The 14,395-nt window shown below is 71.4% G+C and carries 11 protein-coding genes; 8 read left to right on the top strand and 3 right to left on the bottom strand.

The window, feature by feature from the left end:
• Nucleotides 1–24: 24 nt before the first annotated feature.
• Nucleotides 25–1,206 (bottom strand): SGNH/GDSL hydrolase family protein, encoded by a 1,182-nt coding sequence (locus tag AB0K12_RS42670; protein ID WP_364574003.1) that lies wholly within the window; start codon nucleotides 1,204–1,206, stop codon nucleotides 25–27.
• 318 nt (nucleotides 1,207–1,524) lie between these two features.
• Between AB0K12_RS42670 and AB0K12_RS42675 the strand changes: the two genes are divergently transcribed.
• The 6 genes from AB0K12_RS42675 (at nucleotide 1,525) to AB0K12_RS42700 (ending at nucleotide 9,407) form a co-directional block, all read left to right on the top strand.
• Nucleotides 1,525–2,310: a GntR family transcriptional regulator gene (locus AB0K12_RS42675; RefSeq protein ID WP_364574005.1), complete on the top strand. Its 786-nt coding sequence runs from the start codon at nucleotides 1,525–1,527 to the stop codon at nucleotides 2,308–2,310.
• A gap of 118 nt (nucleotides 2,311–2,428) precedes the next feature.
• Nucleotides 2,429–3,463, top strand: coding sequence for an ABC transporter substrate-binding protein (locus AB0K12_RS42680; protein WP_364574007.1), 1,035 nt, complete (start codon nucleotides 2,429–2,431; stop codon nucleotides 3,461–3,463).
• Nucleotides 3,464–3,468: 5 nt separating this feature from the next.
• Nucleotides 3,469–5,178, top strand: a complete 1,710-nt coding sequence (locus AB0K12_RS42685) for an iron ABC transporter permease (RefSeq protein WP_364574009.1) — start codon at nucleotides 3,469–3,471, stop codon at nucleotides 5,176–5,178.
• Between the two features lie 20 nt (nucleotides 5,179–5,198).
• Entirely contained in the window at nucleotides 5,199–6,320 is a 1,122-nt protein-coding gene (locus tag AB0K12_RS42690) for an ABC transporter ATP-binding protein (RefSeq protein WP_364574011.1), read from the top strand.
• A gap of 4 nt (nucleotides 6,321–6,324) precedes the next feature.
• The gene (locus AB0K12_RS42695) at nucleotides 6,325–7,131 is read left to right on the top strand and encodes a phosphatase (protein ID WP_364574013.1); all 807 of its coding nucleotides are present in this window, start codon (nucleotides 6,325–6,327) and stop codon (nucleotides 7,129–7,131) included.
• A gap of 11 nt (nucleotides 7,132–7,142) precedes the next feature.
• Nucleotides 7,143–9,407 carry a phosphodiester glycosidase family protein gene (locus tag AB0K12_RS42700; RefSeq protein WP_364574015.1) on the top strand — a complete coding sequence of 755 codons (2,265 nt, stop codon included), beginning with the start codon at nucleotides 7,143–7,145 and terminating at the stop codon, nucleotides 9,405–9,407.
• A gap of 36 nt (nucleotides 9,408–9,443) precedes the next feature.
• On the opposite strand, the gene AB0K12_RS42705 is transcribed toward AB0K12_RS42700, so the two are convergent.
• Nucleotides 9,444–11,648, bottom strand: a complete 2,205-nt coding sequence (locus AB0K12_RS42705) for a M20/M25/M40 family metallo-hydrolase (protein WP_364574017.1) — start codon at nucleotides 11,646–11,648, stop codon at nucleotides 9,444–9,446.
• Nucleotides 11,649–11,739: 91 nt separating this feature from the next.
• Here AB0K12_RS42705 and AB0K12_RS42710 point away from each other — a divergent pair, with 91 nt between their 5' ends.
• Complete coding sequence (locus tag AB0K12_RS42710; protein ID WP_364574019.1) at nucleotides 11,740–12,303, top strand: helix-turn-helix domain-containing protein; 564 nt, start codon at nucleotides 11,740–11,742, stop codon at nucleotides 12,301–12,303.
• A 50-nt stretch (nucleotides 12,304–12,353) separates the two neighbouring features.
• Here AB0K12_RS42710 and AB0K12_RS42715 read toward each other — a convergent pair whose 3' ends face one another.
• The gene (locus tag AB0K12_RS42715; protein ID WP_364574021.1) at nucleotides 12,354–13,223 is read right to left on the bottom strand and encodes a LysR substrate-binding domain-containing protein; all 870 of its coding nucleotides are present in this window, start codon (nucleotides 13,221–13,223) and stop codon (nucleotides 12,354–12,356) included.
• A gap of 105 nt (nucleotides 13,224–13,328) precedes the next feature.
• Between AB0K12_RS42715 and AB0K12_RS42720 the strand changes: the two genes are divergently transcribed.
• The gene (locus AB0K12_RS42720; RefSeq protein ID WP_364574023.1) at nucleotides 13,329–14,357 is read left to right on the top strand and encodes a hypothetical protein; all 1,029 of its coding nucleotides are present in this window, start codon (nucleotides 13,329–13,331) and stop codon (nucleotides 14,355–14,357) included.
• Nucleotides 14,358–14,395 lie beyond the last annotated feature (38 nt).

The raw sequence follows: 14,395 nt of genomic DNA on the forward strand, positions 1-14,395 counted from the left end.
GGCCGTGCTCGAAGATCCGGCAGGTCAGTGGTCGTGTCTCTTCAGGATCGGGCGCAGGACCTTCTCGTACGCCTTCGCGTACGTCGCCATGCCGAGGTCGCTCGGGTGCGAGCCGTCCACCAGCTCCTCAGGCCCGGGGAGCTTGTCGGCCGGGAGGTAGGACAGACCTCTGACGCCGGAGGCGCGCAGGTTCTCGTAGGCCGTGCGCAGGGCGGCCGCGTTCTGGGCGTTGCGGGTGCGGCGGAACTCGACGAACTGGCCGTCGCCGTACCGGCGGTCCTCGACCATCACGATGGGCGTGTCGGGGCGGGCCGCGCGCAGGATGCGGATGAAGGGTTCGGCGCGCTCGGAGATCTGCTGCGGGTTCATGTTGGGGGAGCTGTCGACCACGTAGACGGACGCGTCGAGCTCGGTGAGGAGCTGGGCGATCTCGGGCTCCATGCGCGCGTTGCCGGAGAAGCCGAGGTTGATGGTGGGGACGTCGAAGCGGCGGCCCAGGAGCGCGGTGATGGACATGCCGGGCCTGGACGCGACGCCGCCCTGCATGATCGAGCTGCCGTAGAAGACGGCGGGCGGGGTGGTGCGCGGCGCGGCCCCGAGGAACTTGGCGCCGGCCTGGACGCCGATCTCCAGCCGCTGCGGGCTGTTGTACAGCGGCAGGTACGCGGTGTAGAGGCGCTCACCCGGGTCGACCGCGATGCCCATCTGCTGGTCGACGTTCTGCGCCGCCGGGTGCGTGTTGGCGAGCCAGGCGTCATGGCCTTCAGGGGTGCGGGCGTAGAGGTCCACGCCGCTGTGGCCGATGGCGGGCATGTGGTACATCGCGACGGTGGCCAGGCTGAGCCGGTAGCGGGCCCGGAAGATGGTCGAGTCGGTGACGAACCGGGTCAGGAGCCCCGAGGAGTTGCGGCTGCGCACCCAGACCTCGGGGGTCACGACGCCTTCCGCCTTGGCCGGCAGCCGGTCGTAGTAGGCCACCGTGTCGGACCAGCCCTTGCCCTCGACGCCCCAGTGCGAGACGTCGTACCAGGCGATGTCGCCCTCGACGCTGGGCGTCACCTCGACGAACTGGGCAGGCCACGCGGCGGGCGGGTGCGGGACGGCGGCGTTCGCCGGCGTCGGTAACAGGCCGGGGATCGCGAGGGCGGCGCCGCCGGCGCCCGCGAGCCCGAAGAGGTGACGTCGATTGACCATGTGGTTGCCCATCGGTGCTCCCTTGTCGGAACGATGCTGCTCAGGGCTGAGGCCGGTCGGGGGAAGGCGCGGGTCGGGGCAGGGTGGTCATGCGTCGGCCCTGATGCGACGATGATCGGACCCGGCCTGACGGTCGCGGCCAGCCATGGGACGGAGGAGTGGCGGTGGCGTCATCACGCCCCGCCTCGGTTCACCGGAAGGTCATGATTCTTCGGTGACTGTAAGAGTTGGTATACAAGTCGTCAATACCAATCGGTGGCCGTGACGTAAAATGCGGGGGAAGTGTGGGTGTCGCCATAAAGGGGCCATAGAGGGCATGAGGGGGTGGACGTGAGCGACGCGGACGCTCGTCGCGGGCGCAAGCACAACATGGTCCGCGAGCGGATCATGAGCCTGCTCGAAGACCTCAACGTGGGAGATCCGATTCCGCCCGAGCGGGTGCTCGAAGAGGATTGCGGCGTCTCCCGGCTCACGGTGCGGCGCGCCGTCGACGACCTGGTCAGGGACGGCCACCTCATCCGCAAGCAGGGCAGCGGCACCTACGTCGCGCGGCCCACGATCACGCAGTCGCCGACGGCGTCGTCGTTCTCGATGGGGCTGCGCAGGCGGGGCATCACGCCCTCGACCCGCGTCGTCGGCGTGGAGCGCTCCGACGCGGGCGTGCGCATGAGCTGGCGGCTGCAGATCGCGCCGTCCGACGCGATCGTGACGATCCGCCGGCTGCGGCTGGCCGACGGCGACCCGATCGCGCTGGCCACCACGACGCTGCCCGACGCGCTGGTGCCCGGCCTGCCCGCCGATGAGCTGGAGGAGAAGTCCCTCTACCAGTTGCTGTCGGAGAAGTACGGCCTGAAGGTGACGGCCGGCACGCAGACCATCGAGCCGACGGTGCTCAGCCAGGAGGAGTCGGGCGTGCTGGACGCGCCGCCGTACTCTCCCGCGTTCCTCTTCAGGACGGCGACCCGCACGTCGGACGGCGTGCCCATCGAGTTCACCCAGACGCTGTTCCGCGGCGACCGCTACATGATCACATCGGAGCTGGACCTGACGGCGACCCCTGAGGAGGACCTCGGACACCCCCGCGGAGTGACCCACAAGGCGACGTCTCTGGGATGACGACCGGCCAATTGGTCTACAAGAGGTATTGACACCTCGCGTCACAGATAACACCATTTCGTGCATCGTGACCTTGCGTCCCCTTCCTGCGGGCGCATCGATCCGAAGGCGGTCACTCATGCACAAGTCCCTGTTACGAGTCGCCGCAGGCGCGCTCTCTCTCGCACTCCTCATGTTCGGGTCGGCCTGCGGATCCGGCGGCGACGACGCCGCGTCCGCGTCCGGCGGCGGCACCGTGACCTGGTACACGCCGATGCCGGAAGAGCCCGCCCGGCGGCTGGCCGAGGCGTTCACGGCCGAGACCGGCACCGAGGTCGAGGTGCTGCGGCAGAGCGCCGGCGAGCTCCTGGCGCGGCTGAAGGCCGAGGCGGGCCGTCCGGCGGCCGACGTGATCGGCCTGGCCAGCGGGGACGCCGGACCGCTCGCCAAGGAGAAGCTGATCCGGCCGTTCAAGCCCGCCGCCGAGGGCATCGACAAGCGGTTCGTCGACCCCGAGGGCTACTGGCACGCCAACGAGCTCATCCTGATGACCGTCGGCGTCAACGCCGACCGGTGGAAGGAGGAGACCGGCGGCGCCCCGCTCCCGACGACGTGGGACGAACTGCTGCGCCCCGACCTGAAGGGCCAGCTCGTCATGCCGAACCCGACGCTGTCCGGCACCGGGTACACGTTCGTGGCGACGCAGATCTTCCGCCACGGCGACGAGGCGGGCGCGTGGAAGTTCCTCGACGAGTTCCACAAGCTGATCGGCCAGTACACCGACAGCGGCGGAGCGCCGTCGCAACTCGTCGCCACCGGCGAGTACGCCGCCGGCGTCTCCTTCGCCCACGACCTGCTCAACGTGCGCGGAGCCGGGTTCCCCATCGAACTCGTCTACCCCAAGCCCACCGGCGTCGTCATCTCCGGCAACGCGCTCGTCCAGGGCTCGCCGAACCCCCAGGGCGGCGAGAAGTTCGTTCAGTGGCTGCAGGGCAAGAAGGCGTCCCAGATGATCGTCGACCTCGTCCACTCCTACCCCGTGCGCAGCGACGTGGACCTGCCCGACGGCGCGCAGGGTCTCGCCGAGCTCGACCTGGTGGACTACGACCCCGTACGCGCGGGTGAGATGCGCGACGCGGTGTCCAAGGAGTTCGCCAAGCGGTACGGGGTCTGATGCCCGTGCCCTCGACGACCCAGCGGACCGTCGTACCGGAAGAGCGGCCGGAAGAGCGGACCGGGCGGGCCCCCGGATCCCGGCCCGACTGGCAGCGGCGCAGTCGCCGGCGCCTGCTGGCCGACCGGATCACGGTGGGCACGCTCGTCGCCTACGTCGCCGGCCTGCTCCTCCTCCTCGTCCTCGTGCCGACGGTCGCCATGCTGTTCGAGCCCGATGGCGAGGCGTGGAGCAGGCTGGCCGAGCCGCGCGTGGCGACGGCCGCGAAGAACACCGTGGTCATCGGCGTGGCCTCGACGCTGAGCGCCACCGTGGTCGGCTTCCTGTTCGCCTACGCCCTCAGCAGGCCCGACATCAGGGGCCGGGCCGTGCTCCGGGTGATGGCCCTGCTCCCGCTGATCTCGCCGCCGTTCGTCGTCGGCCTGGCGGTGCTGCTGCTGTTCGGGCGGCGCGGCCTGATCACGCACGAGCTGTTCGGCCTGGACATCAGCCTCCTGGGGCTCGGCGGGCTCTGGCTCGTGCAGACGCTCGCCTTCTTCCCCATGGCCACGCTGACCCTGCTGCCGACGCTGAAGAACATCGGCTCCACCCTGGAGTGGGCCAGCCGGGACCTCGGCTGGACGTGGTTCCAGACGTTCCGCCGGGTCACGCTGCCGCTGGCGTTCCCCACGATTCTGAACGCGCTGCTGCTCGTCGGCATGTTCGTCATCACCGACTTCGGCAACCCCGTCCTCATCGGCGCCGGGTACCAGGTGCTGTCGGTCGAGGCGTACGTGCAGGCCGTGGGCCGGCAGGACTTCGGGATGGCGGCGGTGCTGTGCGTGCTGCTGTTCGTACCGACGCTGATCCTCTTCCTGATCCAGCGGCGTGTGCTCGCGCGGCGCTCCGCCGTCACCGTGTCGGGGAAGACGGGCAGCCTGCCGCCCGCGCCGCTGCCCGCGGCCGTGCGGCGCGGCCTGCTCACCGTCCTCGGCCTGGTGAGCGTCCTGATGATCCTCATCTACGGGAGCATCCTGGTCGGCTCGTTCACCCGGGCGTGGGGCGCGGACTGGAGCCTGACGCTGGACCACTGGCAGACGGCCCTCCTGCGCGGCGACGACATCCGCAACTCCGCGCTGTTCTCCGCCACGGCCGCGATCATCACGACGATCAGCACGCTGGTCGCCGCGTACGTCGTGCACCGCACGCGGGTCTTCGGCCGGGGCGTGATGGACGGGCTCGCGGTGCTGCCGTCGGCGATCCCCGGGACGATGATCGGCATCTCGTGGCTGCTCACGTTCAACGAGCCGCCGATCGCGCTGACCGGCACCGCGCTGATCCTGGTGCTGGTCATGGTCGTGCGGGCCATCCCGGTCGGCTACCGCACCGCGGTGACCACCATCAACCAGATCAGCCCGTCGATCGACGAGGCCGCCACCGACCTCGGCGCCTCGCGCGCGCGGGTCATCGTCCAGATCATGTTCCCCCTGCTGGGCGGCGCGTTCACCACGTCGCTCGTGTTCGGGTTCCTTCACGCCATCAACACGCTGAGTGCCGTGATCTTCCTGACCTCGCCGGGCGTCGGCCTGGGCGCGCCCACCATCGTCAACCTCGCCGAGTTCGGCCAGTGGGGCGCCGCGACCGGTGTCGCGGCCGGCCTGATGGTGGTCAGCTTCGCCGGGCTCGCCGTCGCGAAGCTCGCCCTCGGCTCCCGGCTGCGGCTCTACGACCTGTGACACCTGCTGATGGAGATTCCATGATCGAACTGAAGTCGTTGTGCAAGTCGTTCGACGGGGTGCCGGCCGTTCGCGACCTCGACCTCGTCGTCGGCCGCGGCGAGTTCCTCTGCCTCCTCGGCTCCAGCGGGTGTGGCAAGAGCACCACGTTGCGGATGATCGCCGGGTTCATCCAGCCGGACAGCGGGAGCGTGCTCATCGACGGCGTGGACGTGTCAGGGTACGGCCCCGACGCGCGGCCGACGTCCATGGTGTTCCAGGACTACGCGATCTTCCCGCACCTCACCGTCGCGGAGAACATCGAGTTCGGGCTGAAGGCGCAGAAACTGGCCAAGGACGAGCGGGCCCGGCGCACCGAGGAGGCGCTGGAGCTGGTCGGCCTCACGGGTCTCGGCGGCCGGCGGCCGAACGAGCTGTCGGGCGGCCAGCAGCAGCGCGTCGCCGTCGCCCGGTCGCTGGCGATCCGGCCGTCGGTGCTGCTCATGGACGAGCCGCTGTCCAACCTCGACGCGAAGACCCGCATCCAGCTGCGCACCCAGCTGCGCGAGATCCAGCGCGACACCGGGACGACGATCGTCTACGTCACCCACGATCAGGAGGAGGCGCTGGCCCTGGGCGACCGGATCGCCGTCATGAAGGACGGCTCGCTCGAACAGCTCGGCAGCGGGCACGAGATCTACCTGGCCCCGTCCAACGGGTTCGTCGCCGACTTCGTCGGCATCACGAACTGGCTGGCGGGGGAGTACGCCGGCGGCTCGGACGAGTCGTGGCAGGTGAAGGTCGCGGGAGCGGTGCTCCCCGCGACGCCCGCGAGCACGTCGTCCTCCCTCTCTCCTGGCTCGCCCGTGGACGTGTCGGTACGTCCCGAGGACGTGTCGCTGAGCGAGGAGGACGCCCCCGGCGCGGGGGCGCTGCGCGGTGTCGTCCGCGACGTGCAGTTCCTCGGCCCTGTCGTCCGCACCTACGTCGAGGTCGGCGGCTCGGTCATGATTGTGCACTCGGCCCAGAGCGCCTGGTCGCCGGGGGCGAACGTGCGGCTGCGCATCGGCGAGGGAGCGGCGCGGGCGTTCCCCAGGGTCGAGGGCGCGTGGCGCCCACCGGAAGCCGCCGCCCGGCCCGTCGTCGCGGCGGCGGCGAGCTGACGGCATGGGCATCGCACACGAAGAGGCGGACCTGCGCGGCCTGCTCGTCGAGCGGCGACTGTCCGGCGGCATCAGGACCGTCCGCCGGCAGTCACTGGCGTACGCGCACAAGATGCTCAAGGGAGACCTGGACAACACCTTCGGCCTGGAGGACTGGCGTACCGCGGCCATCGACGAGGTCGTGGCCGCCGTCGAGGCCGGCATCGGCGACCGCATCACCGACGGCGACCCCGAGCTCGGGTACATCGCTCCCGAGCACACGCTGGCCGGCATCAGGGCGCACGCCGACGCCCTCGCCCCCTTCCTGCGGGACGGCGGCGGCACGGTGCTGCTGGCGACCGGGCACCCGACCGGGCTGCTCGACCACTACGCCGACCTGGCGCGCGCCCTGCGGAACGCGGGCAATAGGATCGTCCGCGTCCTCGACGACCACCGGCTCGACCGCGCCGTCGGGGCCCACGCCGCCGGCGAGACCGGGATCCGGTTCTTCGGCGGGGCCGCGTGCGCCTTCCACGACGAGGCGATCCTGCACACCCACCGGCCCGACTACATGGAGGCCATGATCGCCGCGGTGGCCGGCGGCGGCGCGCGGATCGATCTCGTCATCGCCGACCACGGCATGGCGGGCGCGGCGATCGCGGCCGGCCTGCACACGCTGTCGATCGCCGACGCCAACGACATCGCCCTGTTCCTGGCACACGCCAGGGGACGGCACGAGCCCGTCCTGCCGATCGAGGACAACTTCACGCCCGCCGAGTTCGCGCCGGTGACCGCGTACATGCTCCGGCGCGCGGCCGGTATCGCTGTTTGAGGAGGATGGTCATGTCCCGTCGTGGTTCGCGGCGCTGGAGCCTGTTACCTGCGGCTCTCGCTCTCGTCCTGACCGGCCCGGCGTACGCGGTGGCGACGCCTCCGCCCGCCGCCGCGGCGGTCGTCGTCGAGGGCCGCACCGAGACCTACCGTGAGACCCAGCCGGTCGCTCCCGGCGTCGAGCTGAGCACGGTCGAGCTGTACGGGCCCGACGGCGCGACCGGGGAGCCCGGCTGGCTGCAGACGTACCAGATGTCCGTCGACCTCAAGGCCGGCGTGCAGATCGGGCGGTTGTTCCCCGGCCAGGTCGCCGCGCGGCGGCCGCTGCTCGACATGGCGCGTGAAGCGGGCGCCATCGCGGCGACCAACGCCGACTACTTCGACATCGCCGCCTCGGGCGCGCCGTGGGGCGTGGCCATCCAGGACGGCGAGCTGCTGCAGTCGCCGCTGCCCAACACCAAGGCGACGCAGACGAACCAGACCGCGGTGATGTTCTCCGAGGACCAGATCGGCGCCATCGGCGAGATCGTCTTCGAGGGCACCGTCAAGCTGCCCGGCGGGACCGTCCCCCTGGACGCGCTCAACAAGGCCGAGCTGCTCAAGGACCAGATCGGGATGTTCACTCCGGTCTGGGGCACCTACTGCCGCTGCCATCCGGTCAGAGGTGTCGCGCGGACCATCGAGGTGGTCGTGCGCGACGGCGTCGTGACCGAGGTGGTGGACGTCCCCCGCGAGGGCGCGATCGCCGAAGGCGCGTTCGTGCTGGTGGGACGGGAGGCCGGCGCCGACGCGCTGTCCTCGCTGCGGGTCGGCGACCCGGTCTCCGTGGACTACGCCGTCCGCGCTCCCGGCGACATGAAGGTCAAGGCGGCCGTGAGTGGACGCCAGCTCATCGTCGCCGACGGCAAGCCGCTCCAGCTCCCGCCCGAGAACAACACGCCGGAGCCCCGCACCGCCGTCGGGTTCTCCGCCGACGGGACCAAGATGTGGCTGGTCGCGGTGGACGGCCGGCAGCCCGAGTTCTCCCGCGGCATCGGGCTGGACGAGCTGGCCGAGATGATGGTGAAGCTGGGGGCGCACACCGCGCTCAACCTCGACGGCGGCGGCTCGACCACGCTCGTCGTCCGCGAACCGGGCCAGAAGCAGGTGGACCTCGTCAACCGGCCGTCGGACGCGGCGGGCACCCGTCCCGTGCCGACCGGGCTGGCCATGTTCCTGCCCAAGGGCAGCGGCAAGGCCAAGGGCTTCTGGGTGAGCACGGCGACCGAGCGCGACCGGTTCCCCGGGCCCGAGACCGCCGCGTCGTGGCGTACCGAGCGGGTCTTCCCCGGGCTCACCCGCCGGCTGACGGCGGCCGCGTACGACGAGACGTACGGGCCCGCCGACAAGCCCCGCAGCATCAAGCCGCAGTGGCGGGCCGAGAACGGCCGGGTGGGCCGGGTGGATCGCGACGGCGTCTTCCGCGCGCTGGCGTCCGGTGAGACGAGCGTGACGGCCAAGCACGGCAAGGCCGCCGGCGACATCGACCTCACCGTGCTGGGCCCGCTGGCCCGCCTGGAGACCGGCACCCGCCGGATCAACCTCCTGGCCAAGGGCGCCCAGGGGACCTTCGAGGTCGACGGCGCGGACGCCGCCGGGTACGCCGCCCCCATCGACCCCGCCGACGTCCGCCTCACCTACGACAAGGCGGCGCTGGACGTGGCCCCGACCGGCGACGGCGCGTTCACCGTCACCGCCAGGGCCGCCGAGGGCGAGCACGTCGTCACGGTGACCGCCGGCGGCGTGCGGGCCGAGCTGGTCGTCGGCATCGGAACCTCCCAGGACGTCGTGGACACCTTCGACGACACCTCCAACTGGGACTTCTGGAGCCTGCGCGCCACCGGCACCGCCTCCTCCACCCCTGACGGTCACGCCGGGAACGGGCTGAAGCTGGACTACGACTTCACCCAGAGCACCGAGACGCGCGGCGTCGGCATCTGGCCGTCCGCCAACCTCCTCCCGGTGGCCGGCCAGCCGACGGCGTTCAAGCTGTGGGTGAAGTCGGAGGGCCACGACCAGCGGACCCGCCTGGAGGTCGTCGACCGCAACGGCACGCTGCACACGATCGAACCCGCCTTCATCACCGAACCCGGGTGGCAGCAGATCACCTACGACGTGCCGGACGGCATGGCGTACCCGGTGAGCCTGCGCCGCGTCTTCTTCAACGAGATCAACCCCGACGCCCGCTACACCGGCACGCTGGTCCTGGACGAGCTGACCGCCGTGGCCGCCGGCTGACCCCACCTGAGCGCGGCGACCGAGCGGTCGCCGCGCTCACAGCGGGTACGCCTTGGTGACGGAGATCTTGGCGTTGCCGAGGAACAGCCAGGCCGGCGGCGGGACGAAGCCGGGGAGTGCGGACATCTCGCTGGGGTTCGGGCTGGTGTCGGTGACGCGTAGGACGAGCTTGCCGCTGCTCGCCGCCACGGTCAGCGTCGCCTCCACGCCTGCCTCGCCGGGGGCGTGGAAGACGAAGCCGGCCGGGCCGGGGGTGATGGCGCGGCCCTCGACGGTGAGCGAGCGTACGGCCGCGTCGTCGTCGACGCGCAGGGCGAGCATGTTCACTCCTCGTTCCGACCGGAGGCGGACCCGCACGGTGCGCTCGCCTCCCGTGGTGGTGTCCGCCAGCACCCGCAGTGAGGGCGGGGGCAGGGTGGCGACGCTCGCGGCGCAGGTGTAGCGGCGGGCCCACCGGTCGGGGTTCTTCGAGGTCAGCCAGACGGCCTGGCCGGTGTCCGCGTCCAGCTCGTACGCGAGGCTGGTGCGGCGGGGGTGGTCCTTGTCGAACGGCTCCACCAGCAGGCCCGCTGCCACCAGGGCGATCGAGACGGCCAGGGCGGTCAGGGGGATCAGGAGGGAACGCCTGCGCGGCCATGCCGTCTCGATCAGGGGGAGTGCGAGGCCGCAGAACAGGACCATCAGCGGCATGGGGGCGTAGCCGACGTACTGGAGGCCCGTCGGCAGGGTGTTCCATGCGCTGGGAAGCAGGATCAGTGCACTCGGGACGAGGCCGGCGGTCAGGGCGAGGAGGCGCCGTCCCGGTGGGCAACGGAGCGCCATGAGGCCGCCCAGTGCCGCCCCCAGGGCGGGCCAGGCCACGAGGTGGGCGGCTCCGGGGGAGACGACGCCGAGGGCGAAGGCGATCAGGGCCGCCCACGTCAGGATGCCGAGTGCCGGTGCGGTGGCGCCGAGGCGGCGGCGGAGCAGGGCGTACCAGGTGATCAGGATCGTCACCGCGATGGTGAGGACGGCGAGCCACAACAGCTCGGGGCGGTACGGCGTCGTGGTCGCGGTGCCGTTGAGCTCGGGGCGGATGACCTTGAGGAGGTCCCAGAAGAAGACGCCGACGCCCACTGCGACGGCGACCGGGATGAGGGCGAGCGCCGTCCCGAGGAGCGTACGGCGCAACGTGACCACGCCACGGCGGCGGGCCAGGACGATCAGGGCCAGGGCGGCGAGCAGCGCGAGGACGGACAGCGCCGTGGCGGCCCAGACCGGGTAGCGGACCAGCAGGCCGGGCGGCAGGTTGAAGTAGACCAGGTCGCCACCGGCGTTGATCCGGGCGAGGTCGGCGGCGCCGAACGCGCGGACGAGCGCCAGCGTGTTGTCGCCCATCTGCTGCAACGCCGCGAGATCGACGTGCGCGGGGTCGTCGAGGACGCTGTGGTAGAGAGTGCCCGCGTCGGCGTAGGCGGAGTCGAGTACGGCCATCCCGCCGGGCTGGAAGGCGGTGAAGTCGGTGTCGTTGTTGAGCAGCTTCATCAGTTCCGCGTAGACGGAGTCGGCCACCGGCATGGGCGCCGCCGAGCCGAACGTGGAGATCAGGCCGGCGTTCGGCTCCGTGCTGCGGAACATCAGCACCGGCCCCTCGGAGCCGCGCGCCTCGTTGTTGAGCACCACGTTCCTGCCTCGGGCGAGGGGGTGGTCCCTGACGAACGCCTCCGAGCCGAGCAGCCCGGTCTCCTCGGCGTCGGTGATGAGGATGACGACGTCGTTGCGCAGCCGGGCGCCGTCCGCGACCAGCGCTCTGGCGGTCTCGATGGCGCTCGCCGTACCGGCGCCGTCGTCGTTGGCGCCCGGTCCCTCGGGGACGGAGTCGTAGTGGGCGGTGACGAAGACCCGGCCGGTGGGGGCGGTGCCCGGGATCACGGCGACGATGTTGAAGACGCGTCCGACCGTGACGGGTCGGCCCGGTTCGCCGCGCGGTGCGACGCCCACCGACTCGTGCACCTCGGGACGCAGGCCCAGCCGGCGTAGCTCGCCGACCAGGTGCTCGCGGACCCTGGCGTGCTCGGCCGTGCCGACCGGGTGCGGCGCGACGGCGATCTCCTCGACGTGGCGGAAGGCGCGCTGCGCGCTGAACGCCTGCTCAGGCGCGTCGGCCGGGCTCACGGCCGCGGGGGTGACGTCCCTGATCGCGGCGATGCCGATCAGCAGGAGCACGCCCAGGGCGACGAGTCCTATGGTCCGTGCGGTCATGTGTGGGGTGGTGGTCACACGACCGGAGTATTGCAGAAGAAATTCTGCAGAGAAAGCTCTGCAGAAGAATGCGGGCGGTAGGATCCGAAACGTGGCGAACAGACCGGCCATCCGGCACCTCACCGACCCCGGTGCGCACAAGGCGCTCGGTCATCCGCTGCGCCAGCGGATCCTGCGGCATCTCGGCATCCACGGCCCTGCCACGTCCACCACGCTCGCCAAGGCGCTCGGCGAGAACACGGGGACGCTCAGCTACCACCTGCGCCAGCTGGAGCAGCACGGGTTCATCGAGGAGATCCCCGAGCGGTCGGCCGGGCGCGAGCGCTGGTGGCGGCAGGTCGGCGCGGACCTGCGGTGGCCATCGGCGCACGAGGTGCCGGAGGAGTCGCAGCAGCTCCTTGACGAGATCACCCAGGCAAAGGTCGAGCAGGAGCTGGAGCTCGCCCGCCGCTTCTTCACCGACCATCGGCGCTACGGCGAGTGGGCCAAGTCGTCGCGCGGCCTCACTCACCTGACCAAGGAAGAGCTCGACGAGTTCTTCGAGGCGTACATGGAGCTGCTGACCCGGTTCCGCCGCACGGCGGAGGACGCGCCGCCCGGCGCGCGGCCGGTGTTCCTCAGGCTCTTCACGATGCCGGCCGGCGAGGGGCCGTGACCGGTCACGGCTGGGCGTCGAGGCCGGCGAGCAGCAGGTCGTACTCCTCGTCACCGACCGTGCTGGCCGGTGAGGCGGAGCAGGGCGGACTCGCGGAACGGGGTGAGCAGGGGATTGTCGTCGCCGGCTCGCGTCGCGAGTGCCACCTGGCTCGGCGGGACGCCGTCCAGGGGGACGCTGGTGACGCCCAGGTGGTCGGCGCGCAGGCCGGCGGAGACGATGGCCACGGCCTGGCCGGCGGCGACGATCTCGAACTTCTCCTCGGGCGACTCCACGAGCGGGCCGTCCGAGCGGGGGACGAGGCGCCAGTACGCGTTCCACAGCGGGTCGGGCAGGCGGGGGATCGGTTCGCCGTCGAGGTCGTCGAGGGTCACGTGGTCCTTGCCGGCCAGGCGGTGGTCGCGGGCGACGAGGACGACGCGCGGCTCGTCGTACAGGAGCGTCACCTGGAGGCCGGCGTCGCGGAGCGGGAGGCGGCACACCGCCGCGTCCACCCGGCGTTCCAGCAGCGCGGCGCGCGGTTCGTTCCAGGCCAGCTGCACCACGCGGACGTCGGCGTCGGGATGGCGGTGGCGCAGCTCGCGTACGGCGGGCAGGACGGGCACGTGCAGGGTGTGCCCGATCGCGATCCTGCGAGGACGGGCCGCCGCGCGGGTGGCGGACACCGCCTGCGCCGATGACCGCAACAGCGCCTTGGCGCGCGGCAGGAACACCTCGCCGGCCTCGGTGAGCCGGGTGCCGTGCGGGGTGCGGTCGAGCAGGGGAGTGCCGAGCCGGCGTTCGAGCGCGCGGATCTGGCGGCTCAGCGAGGGCTGGGTGATGTGCAGGGCCTGCGCGGCCCGGCCGAAGTGCCGGTGCTCGGCGACGACGGTGAAGTAGCGCACTGATCGTAAGTCGAGGTCCGGCTCTGACTCGGCCATGCCTGCAGCATAACTCCGGGCCTGACGTCGGGTGATGCCTCGGACGTATGAGGATGCCGCACAGGCTTTGGACCGCGCGGGCGGGCTCTCCCGACCATGGGAGCCATGAGAAGAAGCGAGAACCACGTGTCCGCGACGACGCGCCGCGCCGTGCTCAGGACGGCGGCCGGGCTGTCGGCCGTCCCCCTCCTCGCGGGAACGACGGCGGCGGCCGCCGCGCCGGGCGAGGACGAGATCCTGCGGCAGATGGCCGACGCGTTCGGCCAGCAGCTCCGCTCGCCGATCACGCACACGCCGGCGGAGCAGGGCCTCGACTACGAGGACGTCACTTTCCAGGCGTTCGACGGCGTGCCCATCGAGGGCTGGTTCATCCCCGCCCGTGGCTCCGACCGGCTGATCATCGCCAACCATCCGATGGGGTTCAACCGGTCGGGACTGCCCGGCCATCTGGAGCCGTGGAAGTCGATCTGGAGCTCCAGTGGCAACGACTTCGAGGTGGATCTCGTGCCCGACTACAAGATCCTGCACGACGCCGGCTACAACGTGCTCGCCTACGACCTGCGCAACTCGGGCCTCAGCGGCGCCGCCAACGGCGGTATCGCCTCCAGCGGGATCTTCGAGTCACGGGACGTCCTCGGCTCGCTCCGGTACGCGCGCGAGCGCCGCGACACCAGGGGCATGCGGGTCGGGCTGTTCAGCCGCTGCCTGGGCTGCAGTTCGACGTTCCACGCGATGAGCAGGGACCCGCGCGCGTTCGAGGGGGTGCGCTGCCTGGTGGGGCCGCAGCCGGTCACCATGGAGGTCATCATGGCGCGGCGGCTGGTCATGGCGGGGGTGCCGGCCGACCGCATCGATGAGCTGGAGCGGCTGGTGGTGTTGCGCACCGGCATCCCGTTCGCGGCGCGGCAGCCCCGGGAGTGGGCGAAGGGGGTGCGGGTTCCGACGTTCCTGTACCAGGTGCACGGTGACACGCTGACGGAGCCGAGTGACGTGCAGGCGATGTTCGACAACATCCCGGTCGCCGACAAGAGGCTCCAGTGGGTACGCGGCACGAACCGCCGCTTCGACGGCTACTTGGAGTTCCAGCGGCGGCCGCAGCCGATGCTGGAGTGGTTCGCCTCCCACATGGATTGAATCGCTGCTAACACGCTGCCGTTAGCACCTCTTGACGT

The sequence above is a fragment of the Nonomuraea sp. NPDC049419 genome (assembly GCF_040676995.1).
In the GTDB taxonomy this organism is placed as follows: domain Bacteria; phylum Actinomycetota; class Actinomycetes; order Streptosporangiales; family Streptosporangiaceae; genus Nonomuraea; species Nonomuraea salmonea.

Bases quoted from the DNA above. Each gene is read 5' to 3' on its own strand.
- AB0K12_RS42670 (WP_364574003.1), bottom strand. From the start codon at position 1,206: ATGGGCAACCACATGGTCAATCGACGTCACCTCTTCGGGCTCGCGGGC.
- AB0K12_RS42680 (WP_364574007.1), top strand. From the start codon at position 2,429: ATGCACAAGTCCCTGTTACGAGTCGCCGCAGGCGCGCTCTCTCTCGCA.
- AB0K12_RS42690 (WP_364574011.1), top strand. From the start codon at position 5,199: ATGATCGAACTGAAGTCGTTGTGCAAGTCGTTCGACGGGGTGCCGGCC.
- AB0K12_RS42695 (WP_364574013.1), top strand. From the start codon at position 6,325: ATGGGCATCGCACACGAAGAGGCGGACCTGCGCGGCCTGCTCGTCGAG.
- AB0K12_RS42700 (WP_364574015.1), top strand. From the start codon at position 7,143: ATGTCCCGTCGTGGTTCGCGGCGCTGGAGCCTGTTACCTGCGGCTCTC.
- AB0K12_RS42705 (WP_364574017.1), bottom strand. From the start codon at position 11,648: ATGACCGCACGGACCATAGGACTCGTCGCCCTGGGCGTGCTCCTGCTG.
- AB0K12_RS42715 (WP_364574021.1), bottom strand. From the start codon at position 13,223: ATGGCCGAGTCAGAGCCGGACCTCGACTTACGATCAGTGCGCTACTTC.
- AB0K12_RS42720 (WP_364574023.1), top strand. From the start codon at position 13,329: ATGAGAAGAAGCGAGAACCACGTGTCCGCGACGACGCGCCGCGCCGTG.